This is a genomic window from Saliphagus sp. LR7 (assembly GCF_003344565.1).
GTDB classification, from domain to species: domain Archaea; phylum Halobacteriota; class Halobacteria; order Halobacteriales; family Natrialbaceae; genus Saliphagus; species Saliphagus infecundisoli.
This window is the reverse complement of sequence record NZ_QPND01000002.1, coordinates 22533-46897: the sequence shown is the minus strand read 5'-3', so window position 1 is coordinate 46897 and position 24365 is coordinate 22533. Positions and strand designations below refer to the sequence as shown.

18 protein-coding genes are annotated in these 24365 nt (G+C 67.7%); 13 read left to right on the top strand and 5 right to left on the bottom strand.

What is annotated here, in order from left to right:
• Window positions 1-38: 38 nt before the first annotated feature.
• The gene (locus DVH23_RS02825) at window positions 39-935 is read left to right on the top strand and encodes a ketopantoate reductase family protein (protein ID WP_114575930.1); all 897 of its coding nucleotides are present in this window, start codon (window positions 39-41) and stop codon (window positions 933-935) included.
• Window positions 936-983: 48 nt separating this feature from the next.
• Here the strand turns inward: DVH23_RS02825 and DVH23_RS02820 are convergent, their stop codons facing one another.
• Both DVH23_RS02820 and DVH23_RS02815 read right to left on the bottom strand, forming a co-directional pair.
• Window positions 984-1352: a NifU family protein gene (locus DVH23_RS02820; protein ID WP_114575929.1), complete on the bottom strand. Its 369-nt coding sequence runs from the start codon at window positions 1350-1352 to the stop codon at window positions 984-986.
• A 42-nt stretch (window positions 1353-1394) separates the two neighbouring features.
• Entirely contained in the window at window positions 1395-1709 is a 315-nt protein-coding gene (locus DVH23_RS02815; RefSeq protein WP_114575928.1) for a DUF5783 family protein, read from the bottom strand.
• 187 nt (window positions 1710-1896) lie between these two features.
• On the opposite strand from DVH23_RS02815, the gene DVH23_RS02810 reads away from it, so the two are divergent.
• The 8 genes from DVH23_RS02810 (at window position 1897) to DVH23_RS02775 (ending at window position 14534) form a co-directional block, all read left to right on the top strand.
• Window positions 1897-2274: a hypothetical protein gene (locus tag DVH23_RS02810; protein ID WP_114575927.1), complete on the top strand. Its 378-nt coding sequence runs from the start codon at window positions 1897-1899 to the stop codon at window positions 2272-2274.
• Between the two features lie 343 nt (window positions 2275-2617).
• Window positions 2618-3487 carry an amidohydrolase family protein gene (locus DVH23_RS02805; RefSeq protein ID WP_114576314.1) on the top strand — a complete coding sequence of 290 codons (870 nt, stop codon included), beginning with the start codon at window positions 2618-2620 and terminating at the stop codon, window positions 3485-3487.
• A 43-nt stretch (window positions 3488-3530) separates the two neighbouring features.
• Complete coding sequence (locus tag DVH23_RS02800; protein WP_114575926.1) at window positions 3531-6293, top strand: sugar-binding domain-containing protein; 2763 nt, start codon at window positions 3531-3533, stop codon at window positions 6291-6293.
• Window positions 6294-6382: 89 nt separating this feature from the next.
• A complete protein-coding gene (locus DVH23_RS02795) occupies window positions 6383-7159 on the top strand; it encodes an SDR family NAD(P)-dependent oxidoreductase (protein WP_114575925.1) in 777 nt (258 codons plus the stop codon).
• Between the two features lie 32 nt (window positions 7160-7191).
• A complete protein-coding gene (locus tag DVH23_RS02790; RefSeq protein ID WP_114575924.1) occupies window positions 7192-8151 on the top strand; it encodes a formylglycine-generating enzyme family protein in 960 nt (319 codons plus the stop codon).
• 204 nt (window positions 8152-8355) lie between these two features.
• A complete protein-coding gene (locus DVH23_RS02785; RefSeq protein WP_114575923.1) occupies window positions 8356-12159 on the top strand; it encodes a glycosyl hydrolase in 3804 nt (1267 codons plus the stop codon).
• A gap of 80 nt (window positions 12160-12239) precedes the next feature.
• The gene (locus DVH23_RS02780; protein WP_114575922.1) at window positions 12240-13454 is read left to right on the top strand and encodes an oligogalacturonate lyase family protein; all 1215 of its coding nucleotides are present in this window, start codon (window positions 12240-12242) and stop codon (window positions 13452-13454) included.
• Between the two features lie 420 nt (window positions 13455-13874).
• Window positions 13875-14534 carry a carbohydrate-binding family 9-like protein gene (locus tag DVH23_RS02775; protein ID WP_114575921.1) on the top strand — a complete coding sequence of 220 codons (660 nt, stop codon included), beginning with the start codon at window positions 13875-13877 and terminating at the stop codon, window positions 14532-14534.
• Window positions 14535-14547: 13 nt separating this feature from the next.
• Here the strand turns inward: DVH23_RS02775 and DVH23_RS02770 are convergent, their stop codons facing one another.
• The gene (locus tag DVH23_RS02770) at window positions 14548-15558 is read right to left on the bottom strand and encodes an SGNH/GDSL hydrolase family protein (RefSeq protein ID WP_114575920.1); all 1011 of its coding nucleotides are present in this window, start codon (window positions 15556-15558) and stop codon (window positions 14548-14550) included.
• A 165-nt stretch (window positions 15559-15723) separates the two neighbouring features.
• On the opposite strand from DVH23_RS02770, the gene DVH23_RS02765 reads away from it, so the two are divergent.
• Both DVH23_RS02765 and DVH23_RS02760 read left to right on the top strand, forming a co-directional pair.
• Window positions 15724-16764, top strand: coding sequence for a zinc-binding dehydrogenase (locus DVH23_RS02765; RefSeq protein WP_114575919.1), 1041 nt, complete (start codon window positions 15724-15726; stop codon window positions 16762-16764).
• A 51-nt stretch (window positions 16765-16815) separates the two neighbouring features.
• Window positions 16816-17808 (top strand): Gfo/Idh/MocA family protein, encoded by a 993-nt coding sequence (locus DVH23_RS02760; RefSeq protein WP_114575918.1) that lies wholly within the window; start codon window positions 16816-16818, stop codon window positions 17806-17808.
• An 8-nt stretch (window positions 17809-17816) separates the two neighbouring features.
• On the opposite strand, the gene DVH23_RS02755 is transcribed toward DVH23_RS02760, so the two are convergent.
• Window positions 17817-19703, bottom strand: a complete 1887-nt coding sequence (locus DVH23_RS02755) for an ABC transporter ATP-binding protein (RefSeq protein WP_114575917.1) — start codon at window positions 19701-19703, stop codon at window positions 17817-17819.
• A gap of 250 nt (window positions 19704-19953) precedes the next feature.
• Entirely contained in the window at window positions 19954-20679 is a 726-nt protein-coding gene (locus DVH23_RS02750) for a ThuA domain-containing protein (RefSeq protein WP_114575916.1), read from the bottom strand.
• Window positions 20680-20774: 95 nt separating this feature from the next.
• Between DVH23_RS02750 and DVH23_RS02745 the strand changes: the two genes are divergently transcribed.
• Both DVH23_RS02745 and DVH23_RS02740 read left to right on the top strand, forming a co-directional pair.
• On the top strand, window positions 20775-21029 hold the full coding sequence (locus DVH23_RS02745; protein ID WP_114575915.1) for a hypothetical protein: 255 nt from the start codon (window positions 20775-20777) through the stop codon (window positions 21027-21029).
• A 478-nt stretch (window positions 21030-21507) separates the two neighbouring features.
• Entirely contained in the window at window positions 21508-24312 is a 2805-nt protein-coding gene (locus DVH23_RS02740) for a PKD domain-containing protein (RefSeq protein WP_114576313.1), read from the top strand.
• Window positions 24313-24365: the final 53 nt, after the last annotated feature.

The window sequence follows — 24365 nt, the reverse complement described above, 5'->3', positions numbered from 1 at the left end:
GCCGAACGGTTTTGGTTCCCCGCGAGCGAGGGCCGCGTATGGAGATCGTCGTCCTCGGCGCCGGCAGCCTCGGCAGCCTCGTCGGCGGACTGCTCGCCGGCGCCCACGACGTGACCCTCGTCGGCCGCGAACCCCACGTCGAGGCGATCGAGGCCGACGGACTCGAGATCCGGGGCGAGTACGACCGCCGGGTCTTCCTGCGGGCGACGGCCGAGGGCGAGGGGCTAGCTGCGGACTGTGCGGTCGTGACCGTCAAGTCCTTCGACACCCCCGATGCGGCTCACGTCCTCGCGACCGGGGAGTACGGCGCCGTCATCTCCCTGCAAAACGGGATGGGAAACGAGGCGGTTCTCGCCGGCCACCACGACACGGTGCTGGCGGGAACGGCGACCTACGGTGCCGTCCGGCGCGAACCGGGCGTCGTCGACTGTACCGGCCGCGGCGAGGTCGTCCTCGGGGCGCCCGGGGGCGGGCGTTCCTCGATGGCCGACCGGGTCGGCGAGGCGTTTCGGTCGGCAGGGCTCGAGACGACCGTCGCAGCCGACATGCCTCGTCGGCTCTGGGCAAAGCTCGCGGTCAACGCCGGAATCAACGCCGTCACAGCCCTCGCACGCGTCGAGAACGGCGCCGTCCTCGAGGCACCCGCCGAGGAACTCGTCCGGGCGGCGGTCCGGGAAACCGCCCGAACCGCGCGCGCCCACGGCGTGGACCTCTCGAACCGGGAGGCCATCGCAGCGACCGAACGAGTCGCCGACCGGACGGCCGGAAACGAGTCCTCGATGCGCCAGGACGTGGAAAACGGACGGCAAACCGAGATCGACGCGATCAACGGCTACGTGGTCGATCGGGCCGAAGACGCGAGCGTGGCGGCGCCGACGAACCGGCTGCTCGCGGGGCTGATTCGGACGTGGGAGCGCGGGCGAAAACTGCGATAACTACCTATTACCGCGGAAAACGGATCGCAAGACGGGGTTACGCGCGGGTCAGAACGGGGCCTGAGGGCCTTCGTCGTCCTCGCCGTCGTCGACGGTCTCGCCGGGGAACGAGGGGCTCATGCCGCCGCCACCGCCGCCCATGCCGCCGCCGTCGCCCTCCATCCCGGTCTGGGCGTGGACCTGCTCGATCTCGGGGATCTCCTTGACCATCCGGCTCTTGATCGCCTGGATCGTCATCGGCGAGATGCCACAGCCGCTGCAGGCACCGCCGAGCGCGATCGAGACCTCTCCGGTCTCGCGGTCGATGTCCTGAATCGCCGCCGACCCGCCGTGCATCTGGATCTGCGGGAAGTTCCGCCGCAGGAAGTTCGTGACCCGCTCCTCCAGATCGTCGCCGCCCTTAGTCTCCGTGCTCATGTACGGGCGTTGGGCGCGAGCCTCCTTAAGACCTCCGTCGGCTCACTCCGTGTCGAAGACGCGCTCGAGTTCGCGTTCAATCGTCTCGACGTAGGTTTCGAGGACGTCTTCGAAGCGCTCGCGCTCGACGACGATCGCCGACAGCCGGTCGTAGGGCTTGTCGGGGAGCTCGACCTCGAACTCCCCGTCGCGGTAGAACGGTTCGCTCTCGTTTAGCACCTGCTGGTCGATCGCGTGGACCAGTTCGGAGTCGTAGCGGTCGTTCATCCGGTCGAAGGCGTTCTTGTAGGCCTGCTGGAGCTCGGTGAAGTAGTTGGCGTACTTGTCCTCGAACTTCTCGGGGTCGAAGGCGGCCATGTCGGGGGCGACGGGCGGAGCCGACAAAAGTCGGCCGATCGGTCGAGGGTCGGGCGGCCGACGGCGCAACGGCGGCCGGCCGCCGATCGTTCACACACGCCGTCTGACACGGTATGGGGACCCTACATATCCGGGGTGAGTGCGCAAGCCGAACCCCCACCCCGGACGGCGTGGTTTCTCAGTACACATGCCAACCGATCAGGAACCCATTCCGCCGGAGGCGCTTCCGCCCGGGTGGGGACCCGCCGACAACGGCACGGATCGGATCGCCTACCGCCGGAGTCGGCCCCGTATCGAACTGAGCGCCGCCCTGACGGAGGGCGTCCACTCCCACCCCTCGCTCGGCGTCGAGCGCTGCTGGGAACTGCGCTACGAGTACGACATCGGCGAACTCGCGGTCAGCGACGCGATCTGTCGGGTTTCGACGCGCCACGCCGCCATCGAAGGCCTCCTCGAGTGCATGGCCAGGGTTCGGGACGCCGCCGGCGACGACGACCCCATGGGGATCCGGGCGGCTCTCGAGGGTGCCCGGTTCGGCGACGTCGTTCCGGACCGATCTCCCTAACCGGCAGTCGAACGATAAGTGATTGATTTCAAGAGTGAGAACAGGCAGATAATCGATACAATCACTATAGAACACACCCATATCCGAATATATGCCGCTATAATTCCGATTTAGTGCAAATTTCGTATTTAATTCTAGTGGAATATATTGGCCGCTAGAACCGATAATCGAGTGTTGGGCAGTATAGAGTGCGTTACTCCGCCGTTCATACCAGGCCGATATAGATACTTAGGAATGATAAATTTTCTTATTATATATTGGACAGATATCGTATGTTATTTGAGGTCGAGAGCGATCGCGACGGGAAGGTTTAGTAGCGGTCCGCGAACAGGGAGAGACGATGGTGCTCGATACTCACACCCATGCCTGGGGACCGCCGTCGCCGGCCCACCCCTGGACGAACGGGCCACTGGTCGAGGACGGCGTCGACTCCTTTTCAGTCGAGACGGTCTACCGCGGGGAATCGTTACTCGCCGACATGGACGCGGCCGGAATCGACGAGGCCGTCGTCGTCGGCTACCCGATCGGCGAGTGGACGGACAACCGGTACACCGAGCGGGTCGCCCGGGAGTTCGACCGGCTCTACGGCGTCGTCATGCTAGATCAGTTCGCCGACGGCGCGAGCGAGGAACTCCGGGGATCGATGGACGTCGAGGGAATTCTCGGCTTTCGTCTGGGTGCGATCTGTCCGTACGACCGGATGTGGGAGACGTTCGACCCCGAGGTAGAGTGGCTCCGGGAGGCGATCGACGAGACCGCCTTCTGGGAGGCCGCCCGGGAGACCGACGCGCTCGTTCAGATTCTCGCCCACGAGGACCAGTTGGCGCAGGTCGTCGAGCTGGTCGAGACCTATCCCGATCTCACCTACGCGCTCGATCACTTCGCCCATGCCGACCCGGAGGTTCCGCCCGCGGAGGGACCGTTCGCCCGCCTCGCCGACCTCGCCGATCACGACGTCGCGGTGAAGGTCTCGGAGATCCCCCATCGCTCGCTGGAAGGCTTTCCCTACCGGGACGTACACGACCACGTCCGGTGGCTCGTCGAGACGTTCGGTCGCGAACGGGTCGTCTGGGGCTCTGACTTCCCCAACGTGAGCGACGTCGCGGGCTACGGGGAATCCCTGCGGTGGCTCGACCACGTCGACGGACTCTCCGGGGAGGACCGCAAGTGGATCTCCGGGCGGGCGTTCCGGGATCTGGTCGGGCTCGAGTGAATCGCCGACGGATTCTTGCGCTCCCGGTCGAAACGGGGGGTCGATGACGCCATCGGAGATATCGCTTTCCGGGACGTGGGAGCTTCGTCTGGACCCCGACGGGGAGGGTGCGGTCGGCTGGCCCGACGCCGAGACCGACGGGACGATCACCCTTCCGGGGACCACCGACGAGTACGGCTACGGCGAGCGTCCCGAGGAGACACCGCGCGAACACCTGACCCGCACCTCGCGCTACGAGGGGCCGGCATGGTACAGGCGCACGATCCCGGTTCCCGACTCGTGGGCCGGGAAGCGGGTCACGCTGACTGTCGAGCGGAGCCGCGAGACGACGCTGTGGGTCGACGGCGAGCGGATCGGTTCGCGGGTCTGTCTGAGCACGCCCCACGTCTACGACGTGACCGACGCGCTCGAGCCCGGCGACTGCGAGGTCACCATCCGAGTCGACAACGACGGCGATTCGATGGATCGCCGCGGGGTGAGACGGTCCCATGCAGTGGCCGAGCACACCCAGACGAACTGGAACGGGGTCGTCGGCGACCTCCGTCTCGAGGCGACCGACCCGGTCCGGATCGAAGATCTCCGGGCGATCCCCGACGGCGACGGCTTCGCCCTCGAAATCACCACGGTGAACGACGCCGGGGACGACCGCGAGGGACACCTCCGGGTCGCCGCCGAGAGCACGAACGCCGACGAGAGCCACCACCCGGACCCGATCGAGCGGCAGGTCGAACTTCCCGCGGGGGAGACGACCCACCAGCTCCGGTACGCCCTCGGTCCCAACGCCCTGTCGTGGGACGAGTTCTCCCCGGCGGTCTACGAGCTGCGCGCGGCTCTCGATAGCGGGGAGTACGCCGACGAGATCGAGACGACCGCCGGGCTCCGCGAGGTCGCCGTCGAGGGGACCCAGCTCGCGATCGGGGATCGAACCGTCTTCCTCCGGGGGCGGACCGACTGCTGTGTCTTCCCCGAGACGGGCTACCCGCCGACCTCGACCGCAGAGTGGGTCGAGCACATGGAGGTCGCGAAGGCCCACGGGCTGAACCACTACCGCTTTCATAGCTGGTGTCCCCCCGAGGCGGCCTTCGAGGCGGCCGACCGCGTCGGGATCTACCTCCTGCCCGAGTGCTCCCAGTGGGACGCCCGGGGGTCGCTGGTCGAGGACGACGACTACGACTACTACCGACGGGAGGCCGACCGGATCCTCGCGGCCTACGGCAATCATCCCTCGTTCGTCGCGTTCGGCCTGGGCAACGAGAACCAGGGCGACGAGGGGCGGATGGCCGACCTCGTCGCCCGCTGTCGGGACCGCGACGGCCGCCGGCTCTACGTCTCGGGCGCGAACGACTTCCTCTCGGCGCCCCGTCCCGGCCCGCAGGACGACCTCTTCATCACCGCGAACGTCCCCGAGGATCCCGACGCTCCCAAGGAATCGGATCTGGTCCCGGTCCGCGGGACGGGCCACGTCAACGATCGCCCGCCCTCGACCACGACCGACTACCGCGAGGAGATCGCACCCTACGACCTCCCGGTCGTCGGCCACGAGATCGGCCAGTTCCAGATCTATCCAGACTTCGACGAGGCCCGGAAGTACACCGGCGTCCTCGAGGCCCGCAACCTCGAACGGTTCGAGCGTTCGCTCGCCGACCACCACATGGCGGGCGACGACCGGCGGTTTCAGGCCGCCTCGGGCGCGCTCGCGGCGACGTGCTACCGCGAGGAGATCGAGGCCGCGCTGCGAACCCCGGGCTTCGGGGGGTTCCAGCTGCTCGACCTGGCCGACTTCCCCGGCCAGGGGACCGCCCTCGTGGGGGTCCGCGACGCCTTCATGGACTCGAAGGGCGTGATCGAGCCCCACGAGTGGCGGCGGTTCTGTGCCCCGCAAGTTCCCCTCCTCCTGATGGACCGCTACGCCTGGACCGACGGCGAGACGCTCGAGGCCGAGGCGAAGTTCGCGAACTACGGCCCGGCGGCGGTCGAGGACGCCGCGGCCGACTGGGCGATCACGGACGGCGAGCGGGAGGTCGCGGGCGGCACCCTCCCGGACCGGACCGTCGACCAGGGCGAACTCGCCCCGCTCGGAACGATCGAGGCGTCGCTCTCGGAGGTCGACGCGCCCGCCGCCCTCGAGATCGATCTCGAAGTTTCGGGGACCGATCGCCGGACGAGCTACCCGATCTGGGTGTACCCCGACCGCTCGGACGACCCCCTCGCCGACGCGAACGTCGCCGTCCGGCACCGTTTCGACGACCGGGCCCGGGAACTGCTCGCGGAGGGCCGGCGGGTCCTGGTCGTGCCCGACGAGGGGGCGCTCCGGTACTCGCTGCGAGGGTCGTTCCAGCCGGACTTCTGGAACTACGAGCTGTTCAAGCAGAACGGAAAACCGGGGACGCTGGGGATCGCCTGCGACCCGGAGCACCCGCTGTTCGAGTCGTTCCCGACGGCGGGCCACGCCGACTGGCAGTGGTGGCACCTGCTTCGCCACGCTCGGCCGATCGTCGTCGACGACGCGCCCGCGGCGTTCGAGCCGACGGTCCGGGCGATCGACACGATCTACCGCAATCACAAGCTCGCGCTGTTCGCCGAGACCGCCGTCGGCGACGGACGGCTCGCGGTCTGCTCGCTCGACCTCGAGCCCGACCATCCGACGGTCGACCAGTTCCGGGCGAGCCTCGCCGCCTATCTCGAGTCGCCGGCGTTCGACCCGGAGCCGGCGATCACGACCGGCGTCCTCGAGAACCTCCTCGGCGGCGAGGACGAACGAGGAGCGTACGGCGACGACGCGAACGGCCCCTGGATCGACGGCTGAGCCCGGATATCCGTGTGGAGAGGGAGGACATCCGCGCGGCCGGCCCGGTGGAGCCACACCACTAAGGTCCCGCCCGCCCTGCTCCAGTCATGGGAACGTCCACGTACGATTTCGAGGGCGAGACGGCGATCGTGACCGGCGGAAGCTCCGGCATCGGCCGGGCCGTGGCCCGGCGGTTCGGGGAGGCGGGCGCGACGGTCGTCGTCGCCGACGTCCGCGCGGAGCCGAAGGGCAAAGGCGGGCCGACCCACGAAGCGATCGAGGACCAGGGGGGACGGGCGACGTTCGTCGAGACCGACGTGAGCGATCCGGCGGCCGTCGAGTCGCTGGTCGAGGGCGCCCGCGAGTTCGGCGGCGTCGACGTCATGGTCAACAACGCGGGGATCTTCCGGGGCGCCCCGCTGCTCGAAACCAATACCGACACGTTCGACCGGCTGTACGCCACCAACGCCCGGAGCGTGCTCGTGGGCACCCGCGCGGCCGCCACGGACATGCTCGATCGAGAAGAGCCGGGCACCGTCGTCAACACGGCCTCGATCAGCTCGGAGTTCGCCCAGGCCGGCCACGCGGCCTACGACCCCTCGAAGGCCGCCGTGATGATGCTTACTCGCGTGGCGGCTCTCGAGCTCGCCGGCCGGGGGATCCGGGTCAACGCGGTCGCCCCCGGTGCCGTCGCGACCGGGATCGGTTCGGGGGGCGAGGAGTACTCGATCCCCGACTCCGCTCGCGTCGAAAAGGAGGCGCCGATGGGCCGGCGGGGGGATCCCGAGGAGATCGCCGGTTCCTACCTCTTTCTGGCCAGCGAGGATGCCTCGTTCGTGACCGGACATCTGCTGTACGCCGACGGCGGCTACGCGATCCACTGAACAGTTATGATCGTCCGACCCCTCGAGACCCCATGACCGACGATCGCTCCCCCGACTCGTGTTGTGCGCCCGAGCGCGGATCGGACGGCGAACCCGACCGGTCCGAGAACGTCGATCGTAGCGTCGGCGCCCCCGGTGGAACGGGGATCGGGCCGACCCGCCGCCTCGAGGGCGGTCCCTTCAGGATGGGGACCGACGAGGACGTCGGCTTCGAGGGCGACGGCGAGGGCCCCGCACGGGAGGTCGTCGTCGATCCCGTCGAGATCGAGATCCACGCCGTAACGAACGCCGAGTTCTACCGGTTCGTCGACGACACGGGGTACACGACCGACGCCGAGCGCTACGGCTGGTCGTTCGTCTTCGAGCCGTTCCGCCCCGAGGGAGCGCCGGTGGCCGGGTCGGCCGGCGGCGCGGAGTGGTGGACCGGCGTCGAGGGCGCCTGCTGGCACCGTCCGGAGGGGCCCGGCTCGTCCGTCGTCGACCGCCTCGATCACCCGGCCGTCCACGTCTCCTGGAACGACGCCGTCGCCTACTGCGAGTGGGCCGGCGCCCGGTTGCCGACCGAGGCCGAGTGGGAGTACGCCGCCCGGGGCGGGCTGGAAGGCCGACGGTTCCCGTGGGGCGACGAACTCGAACCCGGCGGAAACCATCGATCTAACGTCTGGCAGGGCGAGTTCCCGACTCACGACACCGGCGCCGACGGCTACGTCGGGACGGCCCCGGTAGACGCCTTCGAGCCCAACGGCTACGGTCTCTACAACGTCGTCGGCAACGTCTGGGAGTGGTGTGCGGACGCGTTCGACCCCGACTACCACGAGCGGACGGCGTCGTCGAACCCGATCGGTACCGACGGCGAGGCCCGCTCGATGCGCGGGGGCTCGTACCTCTGTCACGAGTCGTGGTGCAACCGCTATCGCGTGGCCGCTCGGAGCAAGAACACGCCCGACAGCTCGACGGGGAACATCGGCTTCCGGTGTATCCTCGAGGGCTGAGCCGGGAACGTTATACGACCCGGCCGGGATGAACGTTCCATGTCACCGGGAGGCATGGAAACCCCGAGCTCCGATCGCCGGGAATGCGGGAGCCGACGACCGGCCCAGCGTCGCGTCCGTTCTCCAGTTGGGCCGGACCGTCGATCGCGACGATCCCCGCCCTCACCCTGTGGTTCTAAGTTCCCGCCGGGCGCGGGAGGCGACATGGCAGACGAGTCCGAGCTGCGTGCCGGCTTCCGGGCCCCCCCGGCGGCCGAGTACGGCAACGTTCCCTTCTGGTGGTGGGACGGCGACGAGCTGGACGAGCAACGGCTGACCGACCAACTCGAGACCCTCAAGGAGCAGGGCGTCGAGGCCGTCTGCTTCGAGCAGAAGTACCCCCACGGCCCACCGGAGGGGCCACAGGTAGCGTACTTCTCCGAGGAGTGGTGGGGATACATGGAACACGTCGTGGCAGAGTGCGACCGCCTCGACATGGCCCTCTGGATCCACGACCTGACCTACCACCACAGCCCGCCGCAGTGGAAACGCTACTGGCAGAACGCGGTCGAAGAGGAGATCGACGACCACCCGGAGTTCCAGGGGCGCGTCGTAGATCGGATCGCCGAGACGGTCGAGCCGGGCGAGACCGTGACCCTCGACCTGCCGGCGGAGTTCGAGGCGGAGTCGGTCGCCGCGTATCCGGTTGTCGGTGATGGAGACGGCGAGGAGATGACCCTCGACCTCGACGCGGCCATCGACCTCGCAGGAGAACTGCCGGACGTCAACGGGGACGCCGCGAGGACTCTCGAGTGGACCGCACCCCCTGAAGACGCAGAGGGCGCTTCTGATCGCTGGCACGTCGCTGCCGTCGGCACCCGTCCCGAGGGCCTGTGCCGGACGAGCCGGGATGTCGTCGACCGGATCATCGAGCGCCACTACGGCGCCTACGTCGAGCGTCTCGGGGACTCCCTGGGCGACCCCATCGTCGGCACCTTCCAGGACGAACTCTACATGCTCCAGGGGCGGGTGCCCTGCGACGACCGTCTGCTCGCGCGCTATCGCGCGGAGTGGAGCCGGGAGCCCGCGCTGATCGCGCTGTTCGAGGACTGCGGGCCCGGGACGGCGGCGTTGCGGGCGCGATACTACGACGTCGTCACGACGATGATAGAGGAGAACTGGTTCCGGCCGCTCTACGAGTGGCACGAGCGCCGGGGACTGCAGTTTGCCCACGACAACTGGGGCCGGAACGACCTCACGGAACACGCCACCGAGTACGGCGATTACGTGCGGACTATGCGGTGGTTCCAGGAGCCGGGGTACGACGACGGCGGCGCCTTCGAGGGAATCGGCACCCGGAACTTCTTCGACGCGAAGCTCGCGGCCTCGATCGCGGCCTGTTACGACCGCGATCGGGTCTGGGGCGAACTCCTCCATACGACCGGCTGGGGGTTCCCGCCCGACCTCCACCTCGCCGCGATCGCCGAGAACGCCTGCTACGGGCTGAATCGGTACAACAAACACGGTCTCTACTACGCGACCCTCGGCGGGTGGTACGAACACGCGCCGCCGGACACCCATTTCCGGCAACCGTACTGGGAGATGATGGACGCGTTCAACGACGCGGTCACTCGCCTGATGTACCTCTGTAGCCGGGGCGACCCGGTCGTCGACGTCGCCATGTACTACCCGATCGAGTCCGTCCAGTGCCACCGCCTCGCCGGCGGCGAACCCGAGGTCGACGGCCCGGGCGGCCACCACCGCCCGGAACTCGAACCCGAAGCCGAGGAGATCGACGAGGGGACCCGCGCGGTCGCCGAGGGCCTGTATCGAACCGTCGCTGACCTCCTCCTGGTCGACCACGAGACCCTCGTCGATAGCGGCGTCGCGAACGGCCGGCTCGCGTTCGCGGGCCAGGAGGCCGACGTCCTCCTGATCGGGCCGGCGACGACCGTCCGCGGGGCCGTCCTCGAGCACGCTGCGGAACTGGTCGCCGACGGCGGCTGCGTCGTCTCGCTCGGCCGGCTCCCGACGGCGACCGTCGAGGGCGGCGCAGGAGCCACCCAGGGAGTTCTCGAGGAGCTGTTCGGCGACGCGGCCGCCGACCCCGACGAGCCGGTTCCGGGAGTCGTCGAACACGAGGGCGGCGGCCTCGCGGTGATCGCCGACGTCGACCTCGGAAGGGGAGTGGAGAGCGAGGAGAGGAGAATCGACGAGGAACGGTGGACCGAACTCGCCGACACCCTCGATCGGTACGTCGATCGGGACGTCCGTGTCCCGGCCGACGTGCTCTCGACCCACCGGCGGACCGGCGACTACGACCTCTATCTCCTCATGAACACCCGCGACGAGGCCCGCACGCTCGAAGTCGACCTCCGGGCGACCGGGAAGCCCGAACGATGGGACGTCCACGACGGCACCGTCGAACCGCTCTCCGAGTTCGACCGGGAGGGAGGGTACACGAGCCTCGAGCTCGAGTTCGACCCCCACGGGTTCCGCGTGATCGGCTTCGACGCCGCCGAGGAGCCGGGTGCGTGCGTCGCCGACGCCACGCTCGATTCGATCGAGGCGGTCGAGGCAGGTCCCGATGGCGTCCGTGTCGAGGGACTCGCCCGAGAGGGGGGCGTCCACGAGGTTTCGGTCGCCGACGGGGAGGAGGTCCGCACCGCGGAGAGCGAGCCCGTCTCGGTTCCCAAGTCGATCGAACTCGAAGCCTGGGAGTTCGAACTCGAGCCGACCCTCGACAACGAGTGGGGCGACGCGCGATACCCCCGCGGCGGGGTGGTCGGTCCCGAGGTTCGCGAGTTCGTTCATCGGACCGAACCGCCGGAGGAAGACGGACTCGAGGCGGGCTGGCACGAGCCCGACGCCAGTCCGGAACGGTGGGGGTCGGTCCGGTGGTCGTCCGGCCAGGGGTTCTGGTGTCGGCCCGCGGGAACGGCAGAGAGCGAGGGGAGCGGGAGGCCGAACCCCGAAGAGGACGACGGCTGGGAACCCTACCGATTCTCAGAACTGACGGGGAAACCGGGAACCCACCCGGACGACCACGGGTTCAACGGGGTCATCGGCGAGGAGTTCCTCGTCGCCGGCGAGGAGCCGACCCGTTTCTGGACGACCGTCCGTGCCGGCGAGGGCGGGACGATTGCCTGCCATCACGGAAACAAGATTCGATCGCTCGAGATCGACGGGGAACCGATCGACGTGCCAGTCGGGAGTGGGACCCTCGAGATCGACCTCCCGGCGGGACCGACGCCGGTTTCCCTCGTCGTCGAGGCCGGGAGCGAAACCCACCTCGCCTTCGAGACCCTGCCCGCGGAGGCTCCCGACCTGGACCTGGCCCACGTCCCCCGGCTGCGGTGGTTCCAGGCCGACGGCGCGCTGTCGTTCGACCCCCGTCCCGAAACCGACGATCACGTCGACTGGTTCCGGTTCGAGGCTCCCGTCGGCGCGACCGCCCTCTCGCTCCCGATCGAGGGAGAGGCCCGCGTCTGGGTCGACGGCGAGGAACGGCTCCTCGAGGACGGTCGGATCGAACTCGACGGAGCCCTCGAGGAGCCGACCACCGTGGCCGTCCGGAGCGTCCACCCGACGTGCTACGGCGGCGGCCGGTTCACGGGACCCGTTGAATTCGAGACCGAGGCCGCCACCGTCGAGCCGGGCGACTGGTGTGACCTCGGCCTCGCGGAGTACTCCGGGATCGGCGTCTACCGGACCGAACTCCCGTCTCTCGACCACGGCGAGGACGATCGGCTCGTCCTCTCGCTTGGCGACGTCGGCGTCGCAGCGACGGTTCTCATCGATGGCACGGAAGTCGGAGCGGCGTTTTCGCCGCCGTACGAGGTCGAACTCGGGAGCGTCGAGGAGGATTCGACTCTCGAAATCCGCGCCGCGAACACGATCGCGAACCACTTCGCGACCGAGACGCCGACCAGGTACGTCTACGACGGCCAGCGTCGCTCGGGGCTGTTCGGGCCGGTCTCTCTCCGGGTCGAACGGAGGATTGTGCTCGAGGCCGACGGCGAGAACTGAGGGCGATCGCGTCTCGACGCGTTGCACCGTAGTCCGCCCCGACGCCAACCCTTTTCCTCCGCCGACGCGAGGAGCCAGTGATGGACACCGCGCTTCGACAGGGGCCAGCAGCCGGAACCGAACGCCCGGCCGAGTGGTCCGAGTACGACGATCCCGAGACCGGCGCGACCGTGACCCGGCTCACCGACACCGCCGACTCGGGCAACTGGCACCTCTACTTCACCGAGAACGGCTGGGACGACGGCGGGCGCCGGCTCCTGATCCGGTCAGACCGAACGGGGAGCCGACAGCTCCACTCGGTCGATCTCGAGACCGGGGAGATCACACAGCTGACGGACCTCCCCCATCCGATCGATGGCGTCACCCGCGCCGGCGAGCGCGCGCTGTTCTGGTGTGGCGACCGGCTGGCGGTCCTCAAGCTCGACTCCCTTCGGGTACGAGAGCTGTACGAGCGCCCCGAGGGCTACGGCGGGAGCCATACCGCGGGTACTGCCGACGGCGAGCGTGTGGTGGTCGCGATCGCGGCGGAGACGGAGTTCAACCGCGAGTTCGAGAACCGGGGAGCGTGGATCAAGGCGCGCATGGACGCGAACCCCCACTCACAGATCATCTCGGTTCCCATCGCGGGCGGCGAGCCGACGGTCCACGTCGAGGACGAGCGGTGGCTGAACCACGTCAACGCCTCGCCGACGCGCCCCGACCTCGTGACCTACTGCGAGGAGGGTCCCTGGGAGGCCGTCGACCGGATTCGGGTGCTCGACCTCGCTTCGGGCGAGCAGTGGCGCGCCCGGCCGACCGACGAGGGGGAGGCCGTCGGCCATGAGTACTGGCTCGCGGACGGCGAGCACGTCGGCTACCACGGCTGGCGCGGCACCAGGGACGAGCCCGACCCGTTCTTCGGACGGGTTCGCTACGACGGGACCGACCGCCGGGAGTGGCCCGCGCCCGACCTCTACACCCACGTCCACTCCAACGGACCTGAGCGGGTCGTCTGCGACGGTACCCACCGGGGCGCCCCCTTCGACCTGCTCTGGGAGCGCCGGGAAGAGGACGGCGGGGACGGGAGAAGCGAGGAGTACACCGGCCCCTGGAAGCTCGCTCACCACGGCTGGGAGAGCGACGACGACGCCCACCCCCACTCGAGACTCTCGCCGGACGACTCACAGGTGGTGTTCGACGCGAGCGAGGACGACGCCGACGCGGGAAGTGACGTCTACCTCGTGGAGGTCCCCGACGACGTCACGGAGCTTCCGCGATTCGACCTCGAGGGATTCGAACCAGCGACCGATCGGTGACCGGACCGCGTCGTCGACGGTGTGACCCCGCGAGACGGCCTCGAAGCGCGTGGTCGTCCCACGTATCACGCCCCCGGGGGTTCGGCATCGACGGACCATCGAACCACCGGGTCATACGACCGTGTCAGCATATCCACGAGGTCGTACACTACCCGGACGAAAGTCGCTGTCGCCCCGATACATCCGAGCTGGGGGCGGAATCCGTGCGGCATCGTCGGACGGACCGGACGCGAGCGGGGAGAGACCGCCGAACTAGACCGCCCGGTTCGAATCCCGCGAGCGGCCACCGGAGCCGGCTGGAGTTACAGGCGTAGGACTGTCACATCGCCCGGCACCGGCGGTACCATCCGCTCTGTGTTCGCTATCGCCGGACACCATATTCGGGTCGATTTTATGAGGCGACCGATCGAACGCCCCGCCATGAAGACGTACACGATCCGCCGCGCCGACGGGGACGTTCCGCTCAGCGAGACGGTCGCCGGAACGCCCTGGGTCAAGGCAGACACCGTCTACATCGACGAGTTCTCCTGGCACGACGAGGGACCGAAACCGGCGACGCAGGGCCACGTCCTCTACGACGACCGGGCGCTCTTCCTCCAGTTCTTCGCCGAGGACGACGAGATCCACGCTGAGACGACCGAGCTGAACGGACCGACGTACGCCGACAGCTCCGTCGAGTTCTTCGCGGCGCCCGGCGGCGATCGCTATTTCAACTTCGAGGCGAACTGCTGTGGACAGTTCAAACTCGCCTGGCAGGAGCCCGGTTGGCAGGACCACGGCCAGCGCGAACTGATCTCGCCGGAGCTGGCCTCCCGGATCGACGTCCGGACATCGGTCCCGGGCTCGACGAAGGAACCCGCTCCCGGTGACGACGGCTGGTGGCTCGCCGCCGCTATCCCCTTTTCGGTCCTCTCGGAGCTGACGGGCCGCGAGATCGGCCCCGAAACGGGGACCGAGTGGCGCGGGAACGTCTATCGCAGCGGCGTTCCCGATCCCCGGAAGGCGACCTGGAACCCGATCGAGGAGCCCGAACCGGCCTACCACTCCCCGGAGTACTTCGGTCGCCTGCGCTTCGAGTAGTTAGAGAAACCGGCTACAGGAGCGCCTCGAGTTCGCCCGCCAGGTTCTCCCCGATCCGGATCATCGCGTCGTCGCCGGGGTGGACCAGGTCGGTTGTGAGCCCGCCGATGTCCGGGAGGAGTTCGGGCCCCTCGAGCAGGACGACGTTGTCGTGGGGCGTCCCGGCGACGATTTCCCGGAGGATCTCGCGGAACTCCTCGGCGAGTTCTCGCTCCTCATTCCCGGCGAGGACGTCCCTGGTGTGGGGAAAGAGAGTGATCGCCGCGACCGGATCATCGGGGTGGGCCCCCGCGACGGTATCGATCATCCGGGCCGCGCGCTCGCGAAACTCCGCCGGGGAGAAGGTCCCGACCATGTTGACCGACAGCGAGAGCGTCGCGACGTCGAAGGACTCGCTCGCGATGTGGTCGGCCATCGCCCGGTCGCAGTAGGCCGTGCCACACGACCCGAGGTTCACGAGGTCGGCGCCCAGCCGGCGGGCCGTCTGGCTCGCGTAGGTGAGGTGTTCGGCGCTCGGAGCCTCGCCCTCCGTGATCGAGGTCCCGTAGGCGAGATACCGCCGGTCGGGGAGTTCCTCGGGGCGGGGCGGTCGGACGTCGCCGCTCACGCCGTGGTACCGCACGAACCCGCCGCGATGTTCGCCGGGCAGGCGAACCCGACAGACCCGCGGGTCGAACGCGAGGTCCTCACTGATACCCGGCCGGAGGTCGGCGAGTTCTTCGGGCGGGGAGAGCTCGAGGGTCTCGCGGTCGCCGACGACGTGGCCTTCGCCCTGGATCGGGCCCCAGAAGACTTCGACCCGGCCCTCCGGCGCGTCCCCGGGGACCGTCGAGAGCGTCAGCTCGACCGGGCCGTCGGGGACGAACCGTATCTCGACGCCCGCGGGGTGGCGCATCCGCCGGGCGGCGCCCTCGTTTAACTCCGCACGGACCTCCTCGGGGACCCGCTGGAGGAGCCGTCCGTCGCCGCCCTCGGTCCCGCGGAGTTCGCCGACGTTGTGGAACTCGAGCCCGTCGTGGTGCATACCGGAGGGTCGCGGGCGGAGCCCTTAGACGTTCGGTCCCGGGCCGAAACCGGGAACGGGCCGGCGAGAACGGACCCCTGGGACCACAACGTATTTGTGACCGTACCCCGAGCCGCTAGTGTTGCAAGTACACGGAGTGCGATGTGGTACACGAGAGGTCTATCCATGAAGCAGATAGTGCAAACGGGACCGGAGGCCGTCGAACTGCGCGAAGGAGAGAGGCCGTCGCCCGGTCCGGGTGAGGTCCTGGTCCGGGTCCACTCGGCGGGCCTCTGCGGGAGCGACGCCCACGCCTACCGCTACGAGGGGGGCTACGAGTGGATCCCGATCCCGCGGGTGATGGGCCACGAGTATTCCGGCGAGATCGTCGAGATCGGGAGCGACGTCGAGGGGTTCTCCCCGGGCGACCGGATCGTCGAGGAGCCGATCCACCACTGCGGGGAGTGTTTTCAGTGCAAGAACGGCCAGGAGAACGTCTGTCAGAACTTCTCGATCACCGGGATGCACCGCGACGGCGCCTACGCCGATTACACGACCGTCGAACCCCGCCACCTCCATCCCGTCCCCGACGACGTCCCGCTTCGCCACGCCGCGATCACCGAGCCCACGAGCATCGCCACCCGCGCCGTCTTCAGCCAGTCCGCGGTAACGCCGGGCGACGAGGTGCTCGTCGAGGGACCGGGTCCGATCGGCGTCCTGGTCGCCGCCGTCGCCGATTCGATGGGCGCAAACGTCGTCGTCAGCGGCCTCGGCCGGGACGCCCGCTCGCGGCTCCCACAGGTCGAGGGCCTGGGAGTCGACACGATCAACGTTGAGGAACGAGACGTCGAGGGGTACGCCGACGCCCGAACCGACGGGATCGGCTTCGACGTCGTCTTCGATACGACCGGCCACCACACCGGCGTCGAGACGGCGATCGAGGTCGTCAGGAAGGGCGGCCAGGTCGTCGTCGTCGGCCTCCCCGGCGAACCCAGCGAGGTGTTCATGACCCCCGTCGTCCGCGGCGAGATAGACGTCAACAGCTCCTACGGCTCGAGCTGGTCGAACTTCGAGCAGGCCCTACGGCTGATGGAAAACGGCACCATCGACGCAGAGGGGATCATCGACACCGGCTTCTCGACCGCCGATCCCGCCTCCGCCTTCGAGGCGTTTCTCGACTCCGAGGTCATCAAGCCCGTCTTCAGCTTCAACGGCGATAGCGCGTAGCCGGCGGCGAGAACACGAAGGATTAACTGCCGATCGTCGGTACCCTCTCGCGTGCTCCGAACTGCCCTGTTCGGCGTCGGCGGCATCGGCCGCCGGCTCGCCGACGAACTCCGCGACCATCCCGAGACGAGTCTCGAAGCCGCAGTCGACGTCAACCCCGAGAACCTCCGGGAAGCCGGTATCGACAAAGGCGATCGCTACACCGGCGAGGAGCGACTGTACGACGAACGGGGCGACCGGCTGGACGCCGTCGTCGTCGCGACGCCGCCGGCCTTTCACGCCCGTCAGATCCGCGAGGCCGCCGACCGGGGGCTCCACGTCCTCTGTGAGAAACCCCTCGTCGCCGACCGCGAGGAGGCGGAGGCGGTCGTCGAGCGCTTCGCGAACTCGCCGGAGACGCTGATGGTCTGTTACCAGCGCCACCTCGATCCGGCCTTCCGCCAGGGGTACGAGCGCTGGCACGACGGGGACCGCGAGCCGACCTTTCTGACCGGCCAGCTCACCCAGGACTGGACCGCCCACTTCGAGGGCGGCGAGAACTGGCGGACGGACCCGGAAATCGGCGTCCGCGGCCACCTCTTCAGCGTCGGCACCCACGTCCTCGAGTCGATGCTCTGGATGACCGGCCTCACCCCCGAATCCGTCTCGGCGGAGATGGCCTTTCACGACGATGGCGGGGAGATCGACACCCAATCGTCGCTCTCGATCCGCTTTTCGAACGGTGCCGTCGCGAGCATGGCCGACTCGGCGGTCGTCCCCGCCCAGCGCGAACACCTCCGGATCTGGGACGACGAGGGCGCTTTGGAGCTGAGCGCGCGAGACTGGGGCGAGCCGACGCTGACCCGCATCGACGGCGGGGGCGAGGAGTCGGTCGTGGACGTGGATCGAAGCACTCGAAGGACGAAGGTCGCGGCGTTCGTCGAGGCGGTCGAATCAGGTGAAAAGCCGCCGGCGACCGCCGAGGACGCCCTCCGGGTGACCGCTCTCCTCGATGCGGCCTACGAGTCCGCCCGGACCGGCGAGCGCGTCGAGGTCGATCTCTGATACGACAACTAGCGGTCGCGCATCGCCGCGTCGGCGACGAACTCCTCGGGGAGGGCCTCGACTTCCCCAACCTGCACCCGCCAGAGGTTGGCGTAGAGGCCGTCCTCGTCGAGCAGCTCCTCGTGGGTGCCTCGCTCGACGATCCCGCCGTCCTCCAGGACGAGGATCCGGTCCGCGTCCCGGACCGTCGAGAGCCGGTGGGCGATCGCGAACGTCGTCCGGTCCTCGATCAGCTCCTCCAGACTGCGCTGGATCACGACCTCGGTCTCGTTGTCGACGTGGCTCGTCGCCTCGTCCAAGATGATAATCTCGGGGTCCTTGAGGATCGCGCGTGCGATCGCGATCCGCTGGCGCTGGCCTCCCGAGAGCTTGTCGCCGCGCTGGCCGACCTCGGTCTCGTAGCCCTCCTCGAGTTCGGCGATGAAGTCGTGGGCGTGGGCGCGTTCTGCGGCCTCGCGGAGTTCGCCCTCGGTGACGTCCATCCCGTAGGCGATGTTCTCGCGGATCGTTCCCGTGAAGAGAAACGGGTCCTGGTTGACGTAGCCGATCGACTCCCGGAGGTCGCGCACCGAGAGATCACGGACGTCGTGGCCGTCCACCCGCACCGCGCCCGATTCGACGTCGTAGAACCGAAGCAGGAGCTTGATCGTCGTCGACTTCCCCGAGCCGGTCGGGCCGACGAGCCCGACGAGTTCGCCCGGCTCGACCTCGAAGTCGACCCCCGTGAGCGCCTGCTCGCCGTCGGGGTAGCTGAACGTGACGTCGTCGTAAGCGATCTCGCCGCGGACGGACTCGAGGGCGACGGCGTCCTCTGGCTCCTCGATCGCCGAGGGGTAGTCCATGAGGACGAACACGCGCTCGGCGGAGGCTTTGACCCGCTGGTAGTTGTTCAGCAGCTGGCCGGCCTGGGTCATCGGCTGCTGGATCATCCGGGTGTATTGGAGAAACATGACGATGATACCGACGCTGACCGCACCGGTGAAGAACAGCGGCGGGCCGAAGAGGAGCCACCAGCCGCCGACGAAGAGGACGGTCGCGAAGCCGACCCCGGTGATCAGCGTCAGCGCCGGGCCGAAGCGGACCCCCCACCGGCGGGCGGCCCAGCGGGCGTCCATGTGTTCCTGGGAGGACTCACGGACGCGTTCGGACTCGAAGTCCTCGGTCGTAAACGACTTCACGACGGTGATTCCGCTGACGTTGTTCTCGAGGCGCGCGGCGAGGTCGCCGAACGTCGAGCGGGCCTCGCGGTACTTCGGTTTGACCTTCTGGATGAACTTGTAGCTCACCGCGAGCAGGAGCGGCGCCGGTAGCAGAGTGACGAGTGCGAGCTGCCAGTTGATCCAGAGCATGACGGCAGTGACGCCGACGACCATCACGACGATGTTCATGATCCGGCCGACCCAGCCGTTGAGAAATCCCTCGAGGCGGTTGACGTCCGAGGAGAGGATCGCCATGATCTCTCCCGTCTGCTTGTCCGAGAAGAAGTCCATCCCGAGATACTGGACCCGGTCGTAGACGTCCGTCCGCAGGGAATGCTGGACGTGTTCGGCAAAGAGCGCCCACCCCCAGCTTCCCGCCCACGTCAGCAGCGTCGTGAGCACGTAGACCGCGACGAGCAGCCCGAAGACGAGGATCAACTGCTCGCGCAGTTCGGTCGGAAGCCAGGCGTCGGGAACGAGCGGCAGCCCGAACTCCTGTTCCTGTGTGAACAGCGAGTCGATCGAGAGCGCGAGCAGGTAGGCGGGAACGAGCGTCAGAAGCGGCGAGACCATGTTCGCCGCGAGCGCGACCCCCGCAGGCACCGGATACCGCCTGCCGTACTCCCGGAACAGCCGGAGCATCGGCCACTCGACGTCCTCGCGCTCCTCAACGAAGAGGTCCTTCCGGTCAACCATCGCGGTACGGAGCCACCCCGGAGACCGCGCCGCGTCGGGACTGCGCCGAACTCCCCGTGGGGCGTCTCGAGGGGCGCCGGCGTCCGTTCGGTTCGTATATCGCGTGCATCGTCACTTTTTGGAGGGACGACCGGTGAAAACGGTTTGGGAACCAGCGAACCGTTCGGTCAGTCCGTCCAATCCCTGTCAGGTTCGCCACCTGTCGGCGGCCGGCGACGCCGACGACGACCGGCGGCGACCGGGAGGTCGGTCAGTCCCGCCGGTGAGAGGGCTCGACCTCGCCGTAGACCGCCTCTGCACCCTCTGTCGGCGCGGTCCACCGGACCGCGTTCGCGAGCACCTGCCGGACCTCCTCCTGGAAGAGGATCGGATACTCCTCGTGGCCGGGCCGGAACGCGAAGATCCGGCCGCGACCGCGCCGATAGCAGATCCCCGACCGGAACACCTCGCCGCCCTCGAACCAGGAGACGAACACCGTTCGATCGGGTTCGGGCACGTCGTAGGGTTCGCCGTACATCTCGGTTTCCGGGATCTCGAACGATTCGGGGAGGCCGTCGGCGATCGGGTGGCCGGGATCGGAAACCCACACTCGCTCGGTATTGCCGCCGTGACGGTACTTGATGTTACATGTGGTGCCCATCAACCGCTTGAACGGCTTCGAGTTCTTCCCCGAGTGCACGGGAACGAACCCCATCCCTTCGTGGACGCGGTCGACGACCCGATCCGCTACCGCGTCGCTTACCTCGTCGTTCGCGCAGTGAGACCACCAGACGAGGACGTCCGTCCCCTCGAGCGTCGCCTCGTCGAGCCCGTGGTCGGGTTCCTCCAGGGTCGCCGTCCGGACCGAGACGTCGGAGAGTTGGGTCTCGATCCCTTCGGCGATGGCACCGTGAATCCCGTCGGGATAGCGCTCGGCGACCGACTCGGATTCGCGTTCGTGGACGTTCTCGTTCCACACCGTCACATCGAGTGTCATACCCGAAAGGGGTCTGGAGGCGTTATGAAACTGACGGCAGGTCGCCGAACGCCGAAACGACTAACACCGAGGAGTTCGTCGTGGGATCCATAACCATGTCAACCCAGACCGATACCGATTCCGGAACAGGCGGATCCGGAGGGTCGACGGCCGGAACTGCACTCGAGACCGTCCGAAACTCGTTCGCGCTGAAGATGGCCCTTGCCGGAGTCGCGTTCATCCTCGTCGGCTACGTCATCAACACCGGCGTCGTCCCCGCGATGCTCGCCGTCTGGGGGACCGCACTCGTCGTGATCGGGCTCGGCGCGTTCCTCTTCGTCCGGCTCTCTCGGCGGGGCACACAAGGATAAGAACACTCGAGAAGCCTTCATCCAGCGGCTGACGACCCAGCTGCTGTGCCGTGAACGCGGTTCTTTTCAAACCCGACTCGACGGTCGGCCCGATCAGGAGATCGTATGGATGCAGAGATCTACAGCTGACGGCCACAGGACACCGCGTATCTCAAGTAATACAGCCCTGCACTGCACCCACCATCGCATAGCAAACTGCGTTATAGCTTTTACACATGATTTATGGAAATTAGTGTTGGTCTATTTACCAGAATATTTATAATTATGGAGCAGGATCACAGAAAGTGCGGTAACCAATACAATGACTGATTCGAGCAAGAACAAGCGACGGTTTCGACAGTCTCGACGCACGCTCCTCGGCGGAATCGCGACCGGGACGACGGTACTCGCAACGAGCGGTATCGGTCCAACGGCCGCAAAGGGACGAAACAATCGGAAGGGGGGAAAAGGGAAGAACGAGAACGGGCCGATCCGCCAGATGGAAACACTCGACCGGGGGCTCGTAGCCGTTCCGGCTGAAGACGGGGTACTCGTTCGATGGCGACTGTTCGGAACGGACCCCGACGACCTCGGGTTCCACGTCTATCGCGACGGCGAGCGGGTGAACAACAAGCCGGTCACCGACAGCACGAACTTCCTCGATCCGGAGGGAACGACCGATTCGACCTACACGATCCGACCGGTCGGACATGGCCGGGTGAAAACGGAAGGAAACCGCGGAAAGCGCGGTGGTCGCAAACCCGGTATGTCCAAATCCGTCGAGGTGTGGGATCAACAGTACAAGGAGATCCCACTGAATAAGCCCGATCCGGTCGAGGGCGAGGACGGGGAGACAGTCACGTACCACGCGAACGATGCGAGCGTGGGCGATCTCACCGGCGACGGCACGCTCGACATCGTCCAGAAGTGGACCCCATCGAACGCGAAGGACAACTCCCAGTCCGGGCACACGAGTGACGTCCTGATCGACGGGTACACGATGGACGGGGAGCATCTCTGGCGGATTAATCTCGGCCAGAACGTCCGGGCCGGCGCACACTACACGCCGTTCGTCGTATACGACTTCGACGGTGATGGCAAGTCCGAGTTCGTGGTCCGGACGGCGGACGGAACCGAAGACGGAGCCGGCAACGTCATCGGCGATCCGGACGCCGATTGGACGAACGCCTCCGGCTACGTCCTCGAGGGGCCGGAGTATCTCACCGTCTTCGACGGGGAGACGGGCGAGGAACTCGCGACGGAGGAGTTCCAGCCCGCACGCGGAGACGCCTGTGACTGGGGCGATTGCTACGGGAACCGCGTCGATCGATTCCTCGCGGGGACCGCCTATATCGACGGCGAGCGACCGAGCATCGTGTTCACGCGAGGCTACTACGAGAAGACGATGCTCGCCGCGTGGGATTTCCGGCAAGGCGAACTCGAGTTGCGCTGGATCTTCGATAGCGAGGACGGCCACCCCGACTACGAGGGCGTGGGCGCACACAGCCTCGACACTGCGGACGTCGACGGGGACGGGAAAGACGAGATCGTTTTCGGGGGCGCAGTCATCGACCACGACGGGAGCCCCCTCCACACGACGACGATGTCGAACCCCGACGCGATACATTGTGGCGATTTTCTCCCCGACCGCGAGGGCCTGGAAATCGTCGTTCCCGCCGAGTATCCGGCCGAGGGGGCACCGAGCCTATCGATGCGCGACGCCGAGACTGGCGAGTACATCTGGGCCGTCAGGAACGGTGCAGACATCGGCAGAGCGATGGTCGCCGACATCGATCCGGACTACGAGGGTGCGGAAGCGTGGGCGGGCGTGCCCCTGGAAACCGACAGTGAGATCGCCGGTACGTTCACCGCTGACGGTGAGAAGATCAGCGAGACCGGCGTCAATTCGGTGAACTCGGGGATCTGGTGGACCGGCGACCTGCACCGAGAGCTGTTAGACCACGACTTCCTCGGCTGGGATGCGGGATACGGCGTCGGCTGGGTCAAGAAGTACAACCCCGAAACCGAGGAACTAGACGCGTTGAAGTCCTTCGAGGGAACCCGCTCGAACAACTCTTCGAAGGGGAACCCGTGTCTTTCGGGAGACATCCTCGGTGACTGGCGTGAGGAAGTGATCTGGCGAACCGACGACAGCGAGGCGCTGCGCTTGTACGCAACGCCCCACGAGACGGATCACCGGCTGTACACGCTGTTACACAACCCAATGTACCGGACCGGGATCGCGCGCCAGAACGTCGGCTACAACCAGCCGCCGTGGCCCAGTTTCTTCCTCGGCCACGGGATGGACGACCCGCCGAAACCCGACATCAAGACGTCGTTCGAACCCGCTGGCCACGACCGACTCGCCGAGATATCCGCCAGCGAGACCGAGGCGAGCCCCTGCGACCAGGTCGAGTTCGAAGCGGTCGACCGGACGAGTAATGGCCGGAAGATCAGCTCTCTCTCGTGGGACCTGGGCGACGGCACGACCGCGACGGGCCGGTCGGCCAGTCACACCTACGACGAACTGGGCACGTACTCCGTCAAGCTAACCGCGACGGACAAGCACGGGGAGACGACGACCGACTTCGAGACGATCACCGTCGAGGAACCGGAGCCGATAGCGCGGGCCGTTCCGAGCGCGACCCGCGTCGACGCGGGCGAGTCCGTCGACTTCGAGGCGGAGGACGTCTCCGGCGAGTACTCGATCGACTCCCTAACGTGGGACTTGGGCGACGGCACGACTGCGACGGGGTGGTCAGCTACGCATAGCTACGACGGTCCCGGCGAGTACACCGTCACGCTGACCGCCACCGCCGAAAGCGGTTGCACGACATCGCACTCCGAAACGATCACGGTCGACCTCACGGAGGGCACCTACCGTCTGACCGCCCAACTCAACGACGAGGACATCGTGATGAGCGTCGACGGCGAACTCGCCGACGGGGCGAACGTCTACAACGACACCGTGGGCGAGGCCAGCGGCCAGACGTGGGAGGTGACCGAACTCGAAGACGGCGTCTACCGCATCGCCGCGGCCGACGCCGACGACCTCGTCCTGGAGGCCGCCGACGGCGGCACCGACACCGGAACGAACCTCGAACTCGGTCAGTGGGAGGGCGCCGACTACCAGAAGTTCGCGGCAGTGCCCGAGAGCGGCACGGGCTACACGCTCGAACCGACCCACGCCGACCTCGCGGCCGACGTCTGGGAGCGCGACCCCGAACCGGGCGCGGACATCCGCCACTGGGACGTGACCAGCACGGACAACCAGCTGTTCGCCTTCCTCGACCCGTCGGCCTGATAGCAGAACGTCAGCTACAACCAGCCGCAGTGGCCGAGGAAGTAACTCGGCCA